Annotated in this window: 18 protein-coding genes and 1 pseudogene; 12 read left to right on the top strand and 7 right to left on the bottom strand. The window is 62.3% G+C overall.

What is annotated here, in order from left to right; genetic code table 11:
- Positions 1 to 71 precede the first annotated feature (71 nt).
- The 6 genes from ABDZ36_RS08505 (at position 72) to uraH (ending at position 6,769) form a co-directional block, all read left to right on the top strand.
- A complete protein-coding gene (locus ABDZ36_RS08505) occupies positions 72 to 1,511 on the top strand; it encodes a uracil-xanthine permease family protein (protein ID WP_211312485.1) in 1,440 nt (479 codons plus the stop codon).
- 27 nt (positions 1,512 to 1,538) lie between these two features.
- Complete coding sequence (gene ade, locus ABDZ36_RS08500) at positions 1,539 to 3,254, top strand: adenine deaminase (protein ID WP_211312486.1); 1,716 nt, start codon at positions 1,539 to 1,541, stop codon at positions 3,252 to 3,254.
- Positions 3,255 to 3,362: 108 nt separating this feature from the next.
- The gene (locus ABDZ36_RS08495) at positions 3,363 to 4,742 is read left to right on the top strand and encodes a dihydroorotase (protein WP_211312487.1); all 1,380 of its coding nucleotides are present in this window, start codon (positions 3,363 to 3,365) and stop codon (positions 4,740 to 4,742) included.
- Positions 4,743 to 4,810: 68 nt separating this feature from the next.
- Positions 4,811 to 5,332, top strand: coding sequence for a 2-oxo-4-hydroxy-4-carboxy-5-ureidoimidazoline decarboxylase (gene uraD, locus ABDZ36_RS08490; protein WP_211312500.1), 522 nt, complete (start codon positions 4,811 to 4,813; stop codon positions 5,330 to 5,332).
- A 100-nt stretch (positions 5,333 to 5,432) separates the two neighbouring features.
- Entirely contained in the window at positions 5,433 to 6,419 is a 987-nt protein-coding gene (gene pucL / locus ABDZ36_RS08485; protein WP_343749278.1) for a factor-independent urate hydroxylase, read from the top strand.
- A complete protein-coding gene (gene uraH, locus ABDZ36_RS08480; protein WP_211312488.1) occupies positions 6,419 to 6,769 on the top strand; it encodes a hydroxyisourate hydrolase in 351 nt (116 codons plus the stop codon). The genes pucL and uraH overlap by 1 nt, the downstream gene beginning before the upstream one ends.
- Before the next feature lie 22 nt (positions 6,770 to 6,791).
- On the opposite strand, the gene ABDZ36_RS08475 is transcribed toward uraH, so the two are convergent.
- Together ABDZ36_RS08475 and ABDZ36_RS08470 are read right to left on the bottom strand one after the other, a co-directional pair.
- On the bottom strand, positions 6,792 to 7,511 hold the full coding sequence (locus ABDZ36_RS08475; protein ID WP_211312489.1) for a fumarylacetoacetate hydrolase family protein: 720 nt from the start codon (positions 7,509 to 7,511) through the stop codon (positions 6,792 to 6,794).
- Between the two features lie 69 nt (positions 7,512 to 7,580).
- Entirely contained in the window at positions 7,581 to 8,999 is a 1,419-nt protein-coding gene (locus ABDZ36_RS08470) for an amidohydrolase family protein (protein ID WP_343749277.1), read from the bottom strand.
- Between the two features lie 227 nt (positions 9,000 to 9,226).
- Here ABDZ36_RS08470 and ABDZ36_RS08465 point away from each other — a divergent pair.
- From ABDZ36_RS08465 to lrp, 3 genes and pseudogenes are all read left to right on the top strand, one after another.
- Positions 9,227 to 9,442 (top strand): annotated as a pseudogene (locus ABDZ36_RS08465) (ATP-binding cassette domain-containing protein); the annotation flags it as partial.
- Positions 9,443 to 9,487: 45 nt separating this feature from the next.
- A protein-coding gene (locus ABDZ36_RS08460) for an IS630 family transposase (RefSeq protein WP_211312492.1) occupies positions 9,488 to 10,485 on the top strand; the annotation gives its coding sequence in 2 pieces (ribosomal slippage) (positions 9,488 to 9,980 and positions 9,980 to 10,485; 999 coding nt in all).
- Positions 10,486 to 10,840: 355 nt separating this feature from the next.
- The gene (lrp, locus tag ABDZ36_RS08455; RefSeq protein ID WP_211312493.1) at positions 10,841 to 11,308 is read left to right on the top strand and encodes an HTH-type transcriptional regulator Lrp; all 468 of its coding nucleotides are present in this window, start codon (positions 10,841 to 10,843) and stop codon (positions 11,306 to 11,308) included.
- Positions 11,309 to 11,593: 285 nt separating this feature from the next.
- Here the strand turns inward: lrp and nadC are convergent, their stop codons facing one another.
- From nadC to ABDZ36_RS08435, 4 genes are all read right to left on the bottom strand, one after another.
- Positions 11,594 to 12,403, bottom strand: coding sequence for a carboxylating nicotinate-nucleotide diphosphorylase (gene nadC / locus ABDZ36_RS08450; RefSeq protein ID WP_211312494.1), 810 nt, complete (start codon positions 12,401 to 12,403; stop codon positions 11,594 to 11,596).
- A complete protein-coding gene (locus ABDZ36_RS08445) occupies positions 12,394 to 13,851 on the bottom strand; it encodes an L-aspartate oxidase (RefSeq protein ID WP_211312495.1) in 1,458 nt (485 codons plus the stop codon). Before ABDZ36_RS08445 ends, nadC begins: the two co-directional genes overlap by 10 nt.
- Entirely contained in the window at positions 13,848 to 14,963 is a 1,116-nt protein-coding gene (nadA, locus tag ABDZ36_RS08440; RefSeq protein ID WP_211312502.1) for a quinolinate synthase NadA, read from the bottom strand. Before nadA ends, ABDZ36_RS08445 begins: the two co-directional genes overlap by 4 nt.
- A 173-nt stretch (positions 14,964 to 15,136) precedes the next feature.
- On the bottom strand, positions 15,137 to 15,262 hold the full coding sequence (locus ABDZ36_RS08435; RefSeq protein WP_343749276.1) for a hypothetical protein: 126 nt from the start codon (positions 15,260 to 15,262) through the stop codon (positions 15,137 to 15,139).
- A 413-nt stretch (positions 15,263 to 15,675) separates the two neighbouring features.
- Here ABDZ36_RS08435 and ABDZ36_RS08430 point away from each other — a divergent pair, with 413 nt between their 5' ends.
- The 3 genes from ABDZ36_RS08430 to ABDZ36_RS08420 are packed head-to-tail and all read left to right on the top strand — an operon-like array spanning position 15,676 to position 18,065.
- Entirely contained in the window at positions 15,676 to 16,038 is a 363-nt protein-coding gene (locus tag ABDZ36_RS08430; protein ID WP_211312503.1) for a DUF7985 family protein, read from the top strand.
- A gap of 15 nt (positions 16,039 to 16,053) precedes the next feature.
- Entirely contained in the window at positions 16,054 to 17,775 is a 1,722-nt protein-coding gene (locus ABDZ36_RS08425; protein WP_211312496.1) for a DUF8186 domain-containing protein, read from the top strand.
- On the top strand, positions 17,772 to 18,065 hold the full coding sequence (locus tag ABDZ36_RS08420) for a hypothetical protein (RefSeq protein WP_211312497.1): 294 nt from the start codon (positions 17,772 to 17,774) through the stop codon (positions 18,063 to 18,065). Before ABDZ36_RS08425 ends, ABDZ36_RS08420 begins: the two co-directional genes overlap by 4 nt.
- Positions 18,066 to 18,262: 197 nt before the next feature.
- Here ABDZ36_RS08420 and ABDZ36_RS08415 read toward each other — a convergent pair.
- On the bottom strand, positions 18,263 to 18,494 hold a 232-nt coding region (locus ABDZ36_RS08415; RefSeq protein WP_343749274.1), incomplete at its 5' end, for a hypothetical protein.

The following is an 18,494-nucleotide window of genomic DNA, read 5'->3' as shown; positions in this document are numbered from 1 at the left end:
GAACGGGTTCGTAATCCATAATAGGTGAATAAGGGATAGTTTGATAAGGTATAGTGAGAAGCGCTGTTGGCATGAGTGGTTCAGAAGCCACCGGATCGGATAGCGACTCCGTCGTGATGTACGGCATCGAAGACAAACCACCGCTCGGGGAGGCGATTCCGCTCGGGATCCAGCACGTGCTTGCGATGTTCCTCGGGAACGTCGCGCCGCCACTGATCCTCGCGGGTGCCGTCGGCTCCGTCACCGGCCAGACGACGTTCCTCGTGCAGATGGCGCTCATCGTCGCCGGCGTCGCGACGCTCGTGCAGGTGTTCCCGATCGGTCCCGTCGGCGCGAAACTCCCCATCGTCATGGGGACGAGCTTCGCGTTCCTCGGGCCGCTCATCGGTATCGGGAGCCAGTTCGGAATCGCCGCCGTCTTCGGCGCGTCACTGCTCGCCGCGCCCGTCGAGATGGTGATGGGGCTCACGCTCGATCGCTTCCGCAACTACTTCCCCCCGCTCGTCACCGGCATCGTCGTGATGCTCATCGGCCTCACGCTCATCCCGACCGGGATGAACTACGCCGCCGGCGCGTCCGCCGGTCCGAGCGCCGCTGGTTACGGTTCGTTCGCCAACCTCGGTCTCGCCGGCCTCGTCCTCCTCATCACTGTCGTCCTCAACCAGTTCTTCGAGGGCTTCCTCCGCGTCATTAGCGTCTTCGTCGGCATCGTCGTCGGCTACGTCGCCGCGATCGCGATGGGGATGGTTGACTTCTCCGCCGTCGCAACCGCGGGCTGGATCACCGTCCCGACGCCGCTCAAATACGGCCTCGCCTTCCCGCCGAGTGCCGTCCTCACTGTCGCCTTCCTCTACATCATCACCGGCATGGAGACGATCGGCGACATCTCCGGCACCGTCTCCGCGACCGGCCGCGACCCCTCGCGTGAGGAACTCCGCGGCGGCCTCATCGCGGACGGCGTGATGAGCGCGTTCGGCGCGGTCTTCAACGCGCTCCCGAACACGTCCTTCTCGCAGAACGTCGGCCTCGTGAACTTCACGGGCGTCGCAAGCCGCTACGTCGTCGGCATCGGCGGTGTCGTCCTCATCGTCCTCGGCTTCGTTCCGAAGGTCGGCGCGGTCGTCTCCGCGATGCCGGATGCCGTCCTGGGTGGTGGCGCGCTGATCCTCTTCGCGATGATCTTCTCCTCCGGTGCGCGCATCATCACGCAGAACGTCACGCTCGACCACCGGAACTCGACGATCCTCGCGCTCTCGATGGCGCTCGGCCTCGGCGTCGCGTTCCGCCCGGAGATCCTCCAGAACTTCCCGACGGAAGTCCAGACGCTCTTCGGGTCCGCACTCGTCACCGGCGGTATCGCCGCGCTCGTGCTCAACGTCGTCATCCCCGGCGGCGGCGTCGGTACCGGCCCGACCGAGTACACGGACGGCCTCGCGCCGGAGACGCCGACGAACATGCAGGAGGACATTCCGGACTCCGGGTCGTCCCCGACGCCGGTCGACGACGACTGAGATGCGGAACGAGAGCCACCTCGACACATGAGCGCGGACGCTGACGCCGAGGGCGACGCCGGAGCCGAGCCGGTCGACCTCCTCGTCCGCGGGACGATCGTGAACGTCACGACGGGGACGCTGCGCGATGGCGCAGTCGCCGTCGACGACGGCGAGATTGTCGCACTGGCGGAGCGCCCCGCAGAGCGCGTCGTCGAGGGAGCGTACGTCGCGCCCGGCCTCATCGACGCGCACATGCATGTCGAATCCTCGATGGTGACGCTCCCGCGCTACGGTGAGGCGGTCATCCCGCGCGGCGTGACGAGTGTCGTCCACGACCCCCACGAGGTCGCGAACGTGCTCGGCGAAGCCGGCGTCAGGGGATTCCTCGCGGATGCCGCACGCACGCCACTGAAGGCGCGCTTCACCGTTCCGTCCTCGGTGCCAGTGTCCGACTTACAGGACGGCGGCGCGACGCTCGATGCCGACGCGGTCGCGGACTTACTCGACGCCGAGGGCGTGATCGCGCTCGGCGAAGTGATGAACGTCCCGGGCGTGCTCGCGGGCGACTCCGAGGTGCACGCGAAGATCGAGGCGGCGCGCGAGCGCGGCCTCCTGGTCGACGGTCACGCGCCGCGCCTCGGCGGCGACGACCTCCACGAGGTCGCACGCCACCTCGACACCGACCACGAGAGCATCGCGCTCGCGGAAGCCCGTGAGAAGGTCCGCGCCGGGATGCGTGTCTACCTCCGTGAGGGTTCCTCGAGCCGGAACCTCGCTGATCTCGCACCGCTCGTCGACGAGGTCGATACCCGGCGACTCTCGCTCTGCACGGACGACCGAGACGTGACGGACCTCCTCGCGGAGGGCGGCGTTGATCATGCGCTCCGCGCGCTCATAGACTGCGGCGTCGAGCCCGTGACCGCAGTACAGATGGCGACGATTAACACCGCGGACGCGTACGGCCTCCCGTTCGGCCGCATCGAACCCGGCGCGCCCGCCGACCTGGTCGTCCTCTCCGACCTCGCCTCGTGGGACGTCGAGTACGTCGTCGTCGACGGTGTCCTCAACCCGACCGCGGACGCGGCGGACCCGCCCCCGACCGGAATCGCGACGGACACGGTGGAGTTCCCCACGCTCGACGCCGCCGAGTTGGCGCTCGCGCATTCGGGAGCGGAGGAAGCGACGGTCCGCGTCGTCGACGCCGTCGGCGGCCTGCAGACCGGGCGGATGACTGCGTCGGTGCCGGTCGGCCCGCTCGCGGACGCCGAAACCGCCGTCCTCCACGCCGATGTCTCGAACGACGTTCTTCCGCTGGCGGTGATCGAGCGCCACGGCGGCGACGGCACGATCGGTCGGGGGTTCGTACACGGCCTCGGCCTGGAGCGGGGTGCGATCGGCTCGACGGTCGCCCACGACGCACACAACTGCGTCATCGCGGGTGCTTCCCACGACGCGATGGCGCGCGTCGCGAACCACCTCCGCGAGATTGGGGGCGGCATCGCCGCCTACGACCCGGAGAGCGAGGCGCTCGAGTCGCTCGCGCTTCCGGTCGCGGGGCTGATGTCGGACGCGCCGCTCGCCGACGTCCGAGCGCGCTTCGAGGGCGTCGAGGCGACGGCACGCGACCTCGGACTGCAGGGCGAGGCCGGACTGATGGAGCTCTCCTTCCTCGCGCTCGAAGTCATCCCCGAGTACCGCCTGACGAACAACGGCCTCGTTGACGTCGAGGCGTTCGACTACGTCGACGTCGTCGTCGACTGACGCACTCGCGCGGTCGGCACCCGATATCGCGGACGCACGTCCGCGTTTTCACGAGTGCGTTGCTGGGACCGGAAGTTCTAACCCGATCGAAGCGACAGGTGCACGCGAATGAGTGTTGACACAGTGATCGCGGGCGGGACACTCGTCACCGCCTCCGGAACGCGCGAGGGCGCGCTCGCCATCGACGACGGCGAGATCGTCGGCGTCGGCGACGAGGCCGCGCTCCCCGAGGGCGACGAGCACATCGACGCGACCGGCGACCTCGTCATGCCAGGTATCGTCGACCCGCACGTCCATATCGGTGACCACGTCTCCATCGATAGCTACGAGACGGCGACGCGCGCGGCCGCACTCGGCGGCGTTACGACGGTCATCGACTTCGCGTGGCAGGCGTACGCGGGTGACGAAAGCCCGTGGGACGAGCCAGCACCGCTGCTTGACGGCGTCGAGGAGAAGCGCGCGAACGAGGCGGAGGCGCTCATCGACTTCGGTCTACACGGGGGGATCCTCCGCGAGGACGACGACCTCTTCGAAGAGATGGGCGACGTCGTCGAGGCGGGCATAACGTCGTTCAAGATGTACACGGCGTACGATTACGGGCTCTCGAACGGCTTTATGGGACGAGTGTTCGAGCATCTCGCTGACCACGGGGCGGTCGGCCTCGTCCACAGCGAGGACGACTCTGTCTGTGAGGCCCGTGTCGAGGACCTGCGCGCAGCCGGCCGGGACGAGCCCGAGGCGTACCCCGAGTCGCGCCCCGATTACGCGGAGGCGATGGCCGCCGAGGACGCGGTACGCCTCGCAAGCGAGGCGGGTGCGAAGTACTACGGAATCCACACGACCGCGCGGGCATCCGCGGAAGTGATGGATCGGTTCCGCGAGGACGGCTCACGAGTCCGCGCGGAGACGTGCGTCCACTACACGACGCTCGACGACGCCGTCTACGCCGAGCAGGGGAACCTCCCGAAGATCGCACCGCCGATCCGCGCGCCGGACGACGTCGAGGCGATGTTCGAGTACCTCCGTCGGGGCGTGCTGAGCGTCGTCTCGACGGATCACGTCGCCTCGAAGCGCGCCGACAAGACGGATCGACCGTGGTGGGAGGGGCCGTTCGGGGCGAACGGCATCCAGCGCAGTCTCCCCGTCTTCCACGACGAAGCCGTCAGCGAGCGCGGGCTCTCCTACCCCTTCCTCGTGCGCGTCATGAGTGCGAATCCCGCGGAGACGTTCGGGATGCCGCGAAAGGGGACGCTCGATCCCGGGACGGACGCCGACATCGTCGTCTTCGACCCGGACGCGACCCACACCATCACTGCCGACGAGAACGCCTCGCGCGCCGACTACTCGATCTACGAGGGCCGCGGGGTCACGGGCCGCGTGCGAAAGACGTTCGTGCGCGGCGAGCTCGTCGCGGACGACGGCGCGATCGTCGCAGACCCGGGGCATGGCGAGTTCCTCGAACGCTCGATCCCGGCGTGGGAGACGTAGATGACGGTGCGAGCGATGCGAGCGAGTGCGAGCGCCGAATCGACGACTACCGACGGATTCAGCACACGATGAGCGAACACACGACGACGCTGGCGGCGTTGAACGACGCGGACGAGGAGACCTTCGTCGAGTTGCTCGGCGATGTCTACGAGGAGTCGCCGTGGGTGGCCGCGCGGACGCACGCGAAGCGGCCGTTCGACTCGGTCGACGAACTGGCGGCCGCGATGGCCGAGACGGTCGCGGACGCCTCGCACGAGCGGAAACTCGAGTTACTCCGCGCGCACCCCGACCTCGGCGAGCAAACGGAGATGACGGATGCCTCCGAGCGCGAGCAGGCGTCAGCCGGCCTCGATGAGTTGAGTCGCGAGCAGTACGAGGCGTTCGAGGAACTGAACGAGCGCTATCGCGACGCCTTCGGCTTCCCGTTCATCATGGCGGTGAAGGGCGCGTCGCCGGACGAGATTCAGGCCGCGATGGAAGAGCGCGTCGAGCACGACGAGTCCGAGGAGTTCCGGACTGCACTCGACGAGGTCCACGAGATCGCACGCCTCCGCCTCGAGGAACACGTGACTACAGGCGAGCTCGCGTAGTCGGAGATTGCGTTCGTCCACGTAATTCTCGGTTTAGTTCTTGCTGTGCGATTCTAACGCGAAGTTTTTTGTACATAGGTGAGAAGGTATCGGATGAACGATGACGACTCGTGAAACTCTCGCGGACAGTGACGACATCGGTGACTCGGGCGAACGCACGATGAACTACGGGAAAGAGCAGGTCGCCGTCTACCGGACGTACGCGACGCCGCTCGAGGATGTCCGGACGATTCCTGAATCCGACTTCGACGGCCGCGAGAACACGCTCTTCGGGTTGGACGTCCGCGTGCAGGTCGAAGGCGAGGAGTTCTTCCCGTCGTTCAGCGAGGGCGACAACAGCATGGTCGTCGCGACGGACTCGATGAAGAACTTCATCCTCCACCACGCCGGCGAGTACGACGGCGCGACGCTCGAGGGTTTCCTCGAGTTCGTCGGCGCGCGCTTCCTCGACACCTACGACCAGATGGAGGCGATCGAGGTGTCCGCGGACGAGATCGCGTTCGACGAGCGGCCCGTCCCCGCCGACGACGGGGCGGGCTTCGAGGCGAGCGACCTCGTCTTCGGCGTTTCCGACGACGAGTCCGGCTACGGTGAGATCGCGCTCGAACGCGACGAGGACGGCACCGTCATCACGGGTCAGACGAGCGGCGTCACTGACCTCGAACTCGTGAAAGTGTCTGGGAACTCGTTCACCGGCTACGTGCAGGACGAGTACACGACGCTCCCAGAGCGCGATGACCGGACGCTCTACATCTCTCTCGACATCTTCTGGTCATATGACGACGCGACGGACGCGCTCGGCGACGACCCCGAACGCTACGTGCCGGCAGAGCAGGTGCGCGACATCGCGGGAGTCGTCTTCGACGAACACGACTCGAACTCGATCCAGGACCTCATCTATCAGATCGGCCTACGCGTCCTCGAGCGCTACCCGCAGCTCGAGTCGGTGAGCTTCCAGGCAAACAACCGCACGTGGATCGAGGTGCGCGACGACCTCGAAGGCGACGCGACGGTGCTGCGCGAGCCGGCGCGACCGACGGGCTTCCAGCAGTTCTCGATGGATCGCGACGACCTGGAGGAAGAATAATGAGCGCCGGACTAACCACGCACGTCCTCGACACGAGCCGCGAAGGCCCCGCCGAAGGCGTCGACGTGATCTTGGAGCGCGTCGACGAGTCAGGCGACGACGAGATGCTCGTGCGTGCAACGACGAACGCGGACGGTCGCGTCGACGACCCGCTGCTCTCCGCCGACGAGATGGTGACTGGTACCTACCGGCTCCGCTTCGAGGTTGGCGCGTACTACCGCGCGATCGACGCCGAATCGTCGTTCCTCGAGACGGTGCCGGTGCGCTTCGTCATCGACGACGTCGAGGAACATTACCACGTCCCTCTCCTTCTCTCTCCCGGCGGCTACACGACGTACCGCGGGAGCTGATCCCCCGCGCTCGTTCCCGACGCTATTCTCCGGCGACGACGGTATTCCGGAGTGTGCCGACGCCCTCGTACGTGATCTCGATCTCGTTTCCGGGTTCGATCACGCCAGGGTTCGCGGGACTGCCGAACGCGACAACATCGCCCGGCTGGAGGGTGACGCGCTCGGAGAGGAAGGAAACGATTTCGCGCGGCGAGAAGAGCATGTAGTCGGTGTTCGTGTTCTGGCGTTCCTCGCCGTCGATCTCCGTGCGCATGTCGATGCCCGCGGGATCGAGGTCGGTCTCGATCCACGGTCCGAGGGGGCCAGAGCCATCGAAGGCCTTGCGCGCGGTGCGTCCCGGCTGGTCGAGGGCGTCCACGTCGTTCATGATCGTGTATCCCCGGACGACATCGTCGACCTCGGACTCGGCGACGTTCGAGCATTCTCTGTCGACGACGGCGGCGAGTTCGCCGGCGTACGTGACCTCCTCGGAGAACGACGGGTAGGGAATTGGTGTCCCGGGGTCGAGCACCGAGACGGGCGGCTTGATGAAGAAGTCGGGTTCGTCGGGGCGTTCGTAGTCCATCTGGTCGAGCGTCGCCGCGTAGTTCCGGCCGACGCAGTAGAGCGCGGATGGCCGCGTCGGCGCGAGCAGTTCGGCGTCGACGCCGACTTCGTACGTCTCGTTCTCCGTCTCGACGACGCCGTCGACGTAAGTTCCGGTCACGATGCCGTCCGTGGTCTGCACGCGTGCGAGTCGCATATGTATGCGTATCGCGAGCGGGCACAAGAAGACTCGCACAGCGGTGAGCCTTTCGAGGGCGTCGTGGCCCTACTCGATGCCGACGCGCTCGACAACGTCCGCGCCGACGGCGGCAGCGTCGCGCATGATCGCGGCCGGGTCCCCGAAGGAGCGGACGTCACGGCCGTCCATGACGAGTTCGCCCGCGCAGAGAACAGTCTCGACCTCGAAGCCCTGAGCGGCGTAGACGAGCGCGTGAACGGGATCGGGACACGGCGTGAGGTGGGGGTGGTCGAGGTCGACGATCGCGACGTCCGCGAGCTTGCCGGCTTCGAGCGACCCGAGGTCGTCCGCACGGCCGATGGCGCGCGCGCCGTCGATCGTCACCATGTCGAGGGCGGTCTGCGCGGGGACGACACCCGGATCACGATGGTAGCCCTTGTGCGCGCTTGCGACGGCACGAACGTCTGAGAGGGGATTGACGGTGTCGTTCAGGTTCGCGTTATCGGTGCCGAGACCGACGGTGACGCCCGCGTCGAGCATCTCGACGACGGGTGCGAACCCGGTGGCGAGGCGCATATTCGCCATGAAGTTGTGCGCAACGCTCGTCCCGCTCTCTGCGAGCAGGCGGACGTCGCTCGCATCGATCTGGACGCAGTGCCCAAGGAGGGTGCGCTCGCCGAGGTAGCCGACGTTCCGGAGGTACTCGATGCTCGAGAGGCCGGCGTCGGCCTCCTCGACTTCGGCCTCGGCGATATGCATAGTCGTCTGAACGTCGTGCTCTTCGGCGAGCTGATAGGCTTCCCGGAGGCCGCGCGCGGAGGAGGACGCGAGGACGATCGGCGTCGGCCAGATCGACTGGCGGCCCTCGGCGCTTCCGTGGTAGCGTTCGATGAGGCGCTCGGTCTCGCGGATCGCCCGGTCGGTGTCGATCGAGAAGTGGTCGGCGGGCGGGTGCTCGGTGTCCGCGTTCCGAATCTGATAGTCCGCGAGAAGCGCCTCGAAGGCCTCGTCCGGCGGGCTATCGGCGAAGCCCGCACCGTAGACGTTCCGGATGCCCGATGTCTCGTAGATATCGAGTTTCGCCTCGATGGTCTCCGGAGTGTCCCAGACGACCTCGGTATCGTTCTCGACGAACGTCGTGACGCCGGACTGTATCGCCTCCAGACAGTAGAGCGAGGCGGCGACGGCGTGTTCGTCGGGCATCATCGCGACGGATCCGGGCCGCTTGACGTTGTAGAGCCAGTCGTAGAGCCCGCGATCGGCGGCGAACGCGCCGCCGCGGAGAACGATGTCGGAGACGTGTGTGTGGGCGTTGATGAGACCGGGAATCACCGCGCCGCCGTCGGCGTCGACGACGCGCGCGGCATCGTAGTCGGCCACGATTTCTGCGGTGTGGCCGACCGCCTCGATGCGCTCGCCAGTGATCGCGAGCGCGCCGTCCTCGATGACGTCTCGGTCGCCGTTCTGTGTGATGACGCGACCGTTCGTGACGAGGACGTCAGCCACGCGTCTCACCGCCTGTTCGCTGTCCGTGATCCTTCTTGCGCATCACGTTCGGTCAGTCGAAACACCTCCACGTAAACGTTCGTGTGCATGTCCGCCCCCACCGCCATTCGCCTAATTGATCGCTCAATCGGATTCTAATTCCGGTAAAAGATAGCTATTCGTCTACTATATCGACCTAGTAGGGAAAATTTATACACTCAGGTGTAGAAGAGATAATAGGATCATCAATGAGTGATGGTGTATTCATGTGGATGAACGGGATTCACAAGGAGTTCCCAGGCGTTGTCGCCAACGACGACGTCGATCTCGACGTCAAGCGCGGCGAGATACACGGACTACTCGGCGAGAACGGCGCGGGAAAGAGCACGCTGATGAAGACGCTCTATGGGCTCTACTCTCCCGACGCCGGCTACATTACGCTCAACGACGAACGTCTCGACCTATAGTAGGAGTTAGAACTATTTACCCAGAGATTGTTGGAGGATGTAATGGACCACCTCGACGAGATCTCTCGCGAAGACCTCCAAGAGGCTCTCGACAACGTGGACGGAAAGAAGCCGACAGAACGACTGTTAGCGGCTATCGCGTACAAAAACGGGGTCACGCAAACCGAGCTTGCTGAGTGGCACGGTACCGGCCGGCGAACGATCTACAACTGGCTCAAGCGACTCGACACCGACGAGTCGCTTGAGCAGGCCGTTACTGATGCTAAGCGAACTGGGAGAAAACGTAAACTCTCAGAACTACAGCAACAAAAATTCGAAGATGCTGTCCACGATCCACCCAACGAGGTTGGGATCGACGCGCCGGCGTGGACGCCGGAGCTCGCCCAAGAATTTCTCGCTGACGCCTTCGACGTGGACTACTCAATCCCGAGCTGTCGGCGGCTGTTGAAAGAAGCGGGATTGAGCTATCAAAAACCACGCCGTACAGCCGCTGAATCGGATGAAGACGAACGAGAAGATTTCCACGACGAACTCAAAAAAAGCGAGCAGAGATGGACGCCACCGTAGTCTGTATCGATCAAACAAAGAAATCCGTCCAAGTTGAGCCGCGTGCCGCGTGGTTTCCGCGCGGCACGCGGCCTTCGGTTGAACTCTCTGGACAACGCGAGTGGACGTGTTTACTGGGCGCGATCACCGAAGACGGTGATCGCTTCTTCTCCCGATTTACTGAATACGTTACGGGCGAGCACGCGAAACATTTCATTTTAGCATTATGCGAAGAGTTTGAGGAAGAGCTACTCGTTGTCCTCGATGGAGCACCGTATTTCCAGGCGGCCGTCACGGACCTCGCGGACCGTGACGGCCTTGATTTCGTGACGCTACCATCGTACTCACCAGAGCTGAACCCTGTCGAGGAATGCTGGAGACAGCTCCAAGCAGCTCTCAGCAACCGCTTCTTTGACTCACTCGACGAGCTGACAACCGCAATCGATACCGCTCTTGACCAAATTTCCATCCCAAAAGTGAATAACTACTTCTAATCGATACTATATCTCATCCTCGCTTGGATTTCCCAGTATTACCGTCGATATATTTTTCACTTTGGCTGTTGACAGTGCTGGCGCTGTCGGTATCAGGCCTGGTTAGGGCCTCGGTGTAGCTAGGGCTACTCCAGCAGTCCGTTCATGGCTGCGTACTTCGTTACCGATAGCCGCCATCAAGGGTGCAACCTCAACTGGCTGGACACCACTGCGATGGGGTTGCACCTCGTCTTGGCGAGAGAACCCCACTGAGAAATACATCACTCCGTGTTTCTACGCCTAAGCGTTGTGAGTAACCCAGTCCAAACGGGTTTGAATACCATATGTTAACAGGGCCGCAAACGTGGCTCATGATATGGCCTATGAGAATATTGATGCTGAGCTGATAAATGAGCTTCTCGGAGATGGCCGCGCAAGCCTCCGCAGTCTCGCCGAGGAAATCGACGTCTCCGTGACAACGATCTCGAACCACCTCCAAGAGCTTGAAGAAGAGAACGTCATCACGGGCTACACACCAACCGTCGACTACGATAAACTTGGCTACGACATCACCGCTGTCCTCCAACTCAAAGCCGAGGGAGGTTCACTTCCCGACCTTGCCGCGCGACTCGGCGCACATGACCAGATGATCTCCGTCTACGAAGTGACGGGGAACTACGACATCATCGCCATCGGGAAATTCCACGACACGGATCACATGAATATGCTCATCAAGGAACTCCTCGGCGACGCCGAAATCGCCGAATCCGCGACCAGCGTCGTGCTCAATGCCGCTGCCGAGAACGAACAATTTGAACTCGCCACTGACGATTCACCAGACTAAACTATAGTAGTCACCAAAATTATCTACTCACTGCTCTCGCTGGATCTTCGAGAACCAGCGAATAGATCAGTCTTCAGCCGCTGCCCCTGCAAAGACTTCTAGATTCTACGACATCTGAATTAGGATGCCGTAGAACGGCTCGCACATGACTCTAGTTGACACAGCGGTCGTTCAATACCCAGAAGTCTTCGTAATGGCACTCGTCGAACACCGGTGTGTCTTATCAGGTTTCGAATATCTAGTGAGAGGAGAAGGTAGATAATTCCGGAGATTACGGTAGGACTCCTATCCAGTCCGGAAAGAGAAGTCAAGACTAGGTGCTGAGTGTGTGAGAGCACCTATCGAAATCACGTCCACTCCCGTTGCCGCGTAGTCGGGAACCTCCTCGATCGTAATACCACCGCTCGCCTCTGCAAGCACCCCTGTAGGCAGACGCTCGACGGCGTCTGCGGTCTTCTTAGGCGTCATGTTGTCAAGTAGAACGATGTCCGCGCCTGCATCGGCAGCTCGCGGGGCGTCTGCTGGTGTCTCCACCTCTACTTCGATTTTCGTCGCGAACGACGCCACTTTGCGGAAGCGTTCGACGGCAGTTTCCAGCCCCATTTCGGCGACGTGATTGTCTTTCACCATCACCATGTGCGAGAGAGTGAGGCGGTGGGTGTCACCACCGCCTGCAACGACCGCACGCTTCTCAATGCCCCGGAGGCCAGGTGTTGTCTTTCGCGTCGCCGCAATCGCGACGTCTGCGCTCTCCTCACGAGCGGCCTCCACAGCGCGCCGCGTCGCCGTTGCCACACCCGAGGCATGGCCGATAATATTCACGGCGACGCGTTCGCCACGCAAGACGCTTTGCGCGTCGCCCGCGACGTCGAGAACTGGCTCGCCAGCCTCGACACACGACCCATCGTCCACTAACGCGTGTGCATCACAGCCGAGGTAGTCGAAGACCTGTGTCCCCGCCTCCGTGCCTGCGAGGACACCGCACTCTTTTGCGATAAGACGACCGGCCGTCTCACCCGGCACGTCGTTCGTCACGTCGTGATGGCCAAGATCCTCGCGGAGCCAGCGCTCAACGTCCGTTGGTGTTATCGGCATTCGATCCCCTCCAGCGCGTGACAGCCTGCAGGCTCCGTCTCGTGGGCAGCACGCGCAAGTAGAAGGCCTGCTGTCGCGGCGTTCCGCAACTCCGCGACATTGCGCGCGGATCGAGTGCGAGCGTAGGCATCTGTTTCCCCCTTTAGTCGACGGAGTGCAGCGCACGCTCTCTCAAGGCCGTCGTCGCTCCGCCGGAGGCCGACCTCCTTACCAACAATCTCTTGCAGACTGGCGAACTTCCCGTCTACGAAGCTAGCGGGCAGTTCAGGATCCCGATCTCGTCGGTCAGGAACCTCAGGCGTCCCGTTTGCACGCTCAACGTTCGCGGCGTCCGCACCGGCCCGGCGGCCCCAAACAAGGCCTTCAAGAAGACTCGTCGATGCAAGGCGGTTTGCACCGTGGACGCCCGTGCGGGCGACCTCGCCGACTGCATAAAGTCGGTCGAGTGAGCTCCGACCGTGGTCGTCCACCGCGATGCCACCACACAGGAAATGCTCGGCAGGCGCAACCGGAATCGAATCGCGGTCGAAGTCGGCGTCACGAACGCGTTCGGCGAGCGCGGGGAACGTGTCCCTAAAGTCAAGCGGCGTTGTGTCAAGATATACTTCACCGGTACGCTCCCGCTCCTCGGCAACGGCGCGCGCCACGACGTCGCGCGGCGCGAGGTCAGCGTCTTCGTGGACGGCCGGCATGAAACGCTTACCGGTAGCATTCCGAAGTACGGCACCTGCGCCGCGGACGGCTTCGCTGATAAGTAGCGGATTCTCGCCCACTGTCGCAGTCGGGTGGAACTGGACGTAGGCGAGGTCTTCCAAGTTGGCGCCGGCGCGCGCGGCCATCGCGAGGCCGTCCCCCGTCGTAGTGTCGGGATTCGTTGAACGCGGGAAGCACGCGCCGACGCCACCCGTCGCCAACACGGTGGCGTCCGCGATTGCGGCCACCCGCTCGCCATCGGGATGGGTAAGGAAGGCCCCCCTGACACGCCCCTCGTCAGTGAGTAAACTGAGTGCTGCGGTATCTTCTAGGATCCGCACACCGTCTTGGTCGTTGAGATACCTGAGGAAGGGGGCAAGGAGATGTTTTCCAGTCTCGGCGCCGACATGACGAATTCGATCCTCGGAATGGGCAGCCTCTCTCCCATAGTCATCGGCGAACGGTACATCAAGCGTGTCCACAAGCACGTCCTTGACAACGCTATCAGATTCGGAGACGAGCACGTCAACGGCGTGTGGGTCACAGACGCCGTCGCCCGCGGTCACGATATCCGTGGCGAACGAGTCGGGATCGTCACGGGCGACGGCGACGCCGCCCTGCGCCCAATGCGTTGTCGTCTCCTCGGGCTGGCTTGCTTTGGTTGCGACGAGCACGTCTACACCTTCTTGGGCTGCGGCAAGCGCAGCGCTACACCCGGCGATCCCGCTCCCGAGCACGAGCACATCCGCCTTCATAGATCGAGCATCCGGTCGAGGGCGACTTTTGCGCTCGCGGCGACACCGTCGTCCACACGGACGGAGTTGTGTTCCTCGCCCGCGACGAGTGATTCGAGGATCCACGTGAGGTAATTCGGGTCCACCTGCCGCATCGCGTTACAATCCATGCAGGCGTCCCCGCAGAGTGGGTAGACGTCCACATCATCGTGCCAACGATCCAGGTGGTTTACCAGGTGAATTTCGGTACCGACAATGATCGCCTCGCCAGGATCGGCATCTGTGACCGTCTCCCGGATGGTCGCCGTGCTTCCCGTCACGTCGGCTGCCTCAACGACCTCGGGACGGCACTCAGGGTGGACAACGACAGTCGCGTTCGGGTGGGACTCACGTGCCTCAGCAACGTGCTCGGCCGTAAAGCGTTCATGGACCTGACAGTAGCCGTTCCAGAGGACGACATCGGCGTCCGCGACCTCGCCGTCGGCTTCATCTGCCCACGGATCAAACTCCACAGTCTGACTGCCGAGTCCCATCGCGTTCGCAGTGTTCCACCCGAGATGCTTATCCGGGAGGAAGCAGACAGCATCCCCCCGGGAGAGGGCCCACTCGAAGGCGGCATCTGCGTTCGAAGACGTGCAAACGAGACCACCGTGTTCCGCGCAAAACGCCTTCAGGTCCGCGTAGGAGTTCATGTACGTGATCGGGATCACGTCCCCGTCGACGGCGTCCGTAATGTGCTGCCATGCAGAGTCCACCTGAAGGGCTTCGGCCATCCCCGCCATCGGGCACGAGGCTTCCATCGAGGGGAGGTAAACTGTCTGGTCGTCGTCAGTGAGCAGATCCGCGCTTTCTGCCATAAAGGTCACGCCGCAGAAGATGACGTGTTCGGCGTCACTCGCGGCCGCGTACTCGCTCAACTGATAGGAGTCACCGATCTCGTCAGCATGCTCGACGACCTCGCGGCGCTGGTAGTTGTGACCGAGTACGAGTACGTCATCCCCAAGCTCGGCGCGTGCCGCCGCGATCCGCTGATTACGCTCCTTCTCGGAGAGGTCACGGTATCTGGACGGGAGTGCTTCAAGATTCCCATATTTGAACAAACTCAGTTCGCTCTCGACCTCCGTTGTTTCCATCTGTACCATAGCTGGTAGTGTCGTGCTAGCGGCATACTGACTCCTCTATGAAAAAGATTTGTCTTCAATAGTGGATAGAGAAGTCTAAGATGCTTCTGTAGATGGTATCGGAGAACATTCACGGAGGTATTATCACCTTATAGGGCTAAGTAAGCCACCCGGTGATCCCCCTGCTAACCCTGCACAAATACATTGACAGCCTCCTTCGCGTTTCCGCGGAGAAATCCCGGGAGGTTGGGTTCAGATTTCAATCTAATTATCGGAAAGAGTGCCGCAACTTCGTCGGTATTGCTGGTCATTACGCCGTGTATATCGCAGGAATTGATATGGGCTATTGGATAGTGATAAGGTTTCTATACAGAGAGATGAGCCGGAGCCAATAGGAGAACCAACGGATACCGATGAGTTCCATATCATCAAACACGGACGGATACCCAGGAAGCAGATTATATCAAACACTATTTAATACCCTGACGAATCTCCATTAATTGTATAGATATAGGAGTCATAAGATTCTTAATTCATCTCTATCGACTTACAGGAGAATGCATCGAGAGGAGATCGGTAGACCCCACGATGCTATACAGACCACAGACCGGGAAGAGACAACCGTCGAGGCCACCACTAACTGGAAACGGTGGGGTGGAATGCGGTGACGAATTCAGAATCAGCCACCACTGACACTGGCCAAAACGCCTCTCAACAGGGGCAAATTCCCCAACATCTACTGCGACGCATCGGAAGCGCGCTTCTCCTATTCAGCCTTGTCGCTGTCGAACCCGTCGCGGCCCAACAGACGACGGTTTGTAGCGCGAGCAAGCTGCCGACAATGATTGAGGGATTCTTCCAACTCACGACGGCACTCGGAATCATCGGCCTCGCCGTCGTCTGGCAGGCAGACTCCCTTATCGATATGTTCACGCTGAACCCCGAGCAGAAGAAGGACATTAAGCGGCACAAGCGGTCAGCACTCAAATCCACCGCGATACTCGTCGTCCTCGGCCCGCTCTACACCGTCGCCGGCTCCATGATGGGGCTCCCACTGGCGAGCTGCGTGAACCTCGTCCCCTGGTAACACTACTTCGTAATGATGGTGGGCACTCGGTTCCTCTCAGTAGCGGTCGCCACCCTGCTCGTCGCTGGGACAGTTGCAGGACTCGCCACTGCAAGCCCCCCACGACCGGGAACCGAGGGGAATGGACTCACGGAGAATCAATCCGCGACCCTCTGGTCGCATGATGCTGACAACTACACAAGCGAAACGAGCTACCACCAGCGATACGGCGAGCATCGGACGGCCCTCCAGCAGGTTGCGAACGGAACAGACCTCACGTTCACCCGACCCCCAGCGACTGCCGCGACATGGACTCGCCACGATTTCCGCGATCTACCCACCAGTGGCCCGCAGATATCGCTCCATCCGCCAACAACTGACCTTAAGGATGGCGTCTTTATCGCGGATGCTCACGCGACGATTTTCGCCGCGCAGCCAGCAACACGGGCACATCGCGCAGCTGATTCGACAACGCGGTATCTCGCCCCGAACGGAACGCTGCGCGGCTTCGTCGACTATCGCGTCCGATACCCAGACTCATCGGCGTCCGAGCATCGGCGTGTCGACTGGTCCCTGCTCAGCCACGAGATATCGAGTATCCAGCTCTTGCAGGACGGGAGTCGTCTCGCGACCAGTCCCGGCTCACACACGCCCGTTCTCCACTACCAGCTCGACGATACCGGTGAGACACGGATTGCGCTTGAGGCGACGATTCAGGTCCGCGTCCAGAAGACCGTACGTATCAACGGAACGGTCGTCGAGCGAACGACGCGAACCGATTCCGTGTCCGTCTCAGACTCGTTGGCGGGAACCGTCTACGATCTCTCAGCGTACCCCTACTACGCGACGTATCCAAACGGGGACGCCGGCGTCGCTATCTTCCAATCCCTCCCATGGCGCGGCTACACCCTCACCGAGAACGGCAACGCGAGTGTGCGCGGTGTCTGGCGGTTCTACACCGCCCGCCACACTGCCTGGGATACACTCGTGAGATCCACCGCAGACGGCGACACACGGGTGGCGTCGGACGCGATTCCCGTGTCCGTTCACGCGTATCCCTCGCGGATCGGGCCGGTCGCCGAGCCGGTGCGGACGGGTCCGTCGATCATTCAGACGTGGGGCCAGAATCGCTCAGCGCCTACATCGACGATCGGGGATGATGTCCACATCGACGTCGTCACCCGGAACTACACGCCGACACACGGCCTCGCGGTTCGCGCTAATCGCGTTAACCGTCAGGCGCTTCGCATCTCCGGTATCGTCCGTGGTGTGAACGCGAGCATCTCTCAGCCACCAACCGGTTTGAGACGCCAGTTACACCAGAGTACGCTCACCGCCCACATCGTCTCGCAGACGGCGTCAAAGGCGACTGTCCGGCTCACACTTCACGACGCCGTGACCGGGAAGCCAATCGCGCTCGGGCAGAGCAACCGATATCCGATCCTCCGGAGTTTCCGTGAGGGATACGTCAGCATTAACGGCCGGCACGTGACGACGAATGCATCCGGGGTTGCAGTCGTCACGCTTGAGGATCCCGGGATCTACACCGCACGCTACCAGCCCGAGTCGTGGCTCAACACCGACCCTGCGTACGTGAGTGATCGAGCCAGTGTGCGCTGGCATCCGCTGGGCACGCTCGAAGGGTGGTTCGCCCTCCTTATCGAAGCCGGATGGCGGCTACTGCCGTTCGCAGTGATGTTCTATGCAGGCTATCGTCTTCTCCGCCTCTTCAACGTTGATCGCTTCCAGCACCCATGACTGACAGACACCCATCCATCGACCGTCGAACAGCCCTCCAAACACTCGGCAGTCTCACCCTTGCCGGCATCGCCGGCTGCCTCGGTAACGACGGTTCGACGCCGTCGAGTTCGTCGACAACGGGTGGCACGTCTCCGTTTGCGGACGTCCATATACAGGGGACGCGGCTCGTCGTCGAACTCGCGAGTAGCGCGGATGTTGAACACGTGAACCTTGTCACACCGAACGGCTCACTCTTCGGCACACGCGGCGTCGCGCAGGGTACAAGTCGCGTCACCATTCGTCTTTAGCTAATACTCAGAGTAATACTGAATAGCATAGATCTGGAGGTAGATTTTGTTAGAACACGACCGCTATGGGCCGAAAATAGGGACTCTAAAGAATCTGTATCGTCTACTATCAGTAGTAACAGCGGTTCAGTCGCTATATTCGCCCTAGTATTTCTTCCATACATAATATTTACACGAGATATTACCACTGGTCTTAGCTAAAGACGAATGGTCGCGTCACCTTCGACGTCGGCACCACCTACACACCCGGTGAATACGAGACCGTCGCCGTTGACGGCGACCAAACGCTCGGCACCACTACCCGTCAGCTCCGTCCCGACCTCCAAATTCTCGACATGGGCATCGGGCGAAACCAGCCCGACCATCCGTTCTAGTTTAGTGGCAGTCAAAGGCGAACTCACCCGATTCAACGTCTCTGCGTAACCGTTG

Source organism: Halarchaeum salinum, assembly GCF_039520965.1.
Classification (GTDB): Archaea; Halobacteriota; Halobacteria; order Halobacteriales; family Halobacteriaceae; genus Halarchaeum; species Halarchaeum salinum.
The sequence above is the reverse complement of the archived record's forward strand: the minus strand, read 5'-3'. Positions and strand labels throughout refer to the sequence as shown.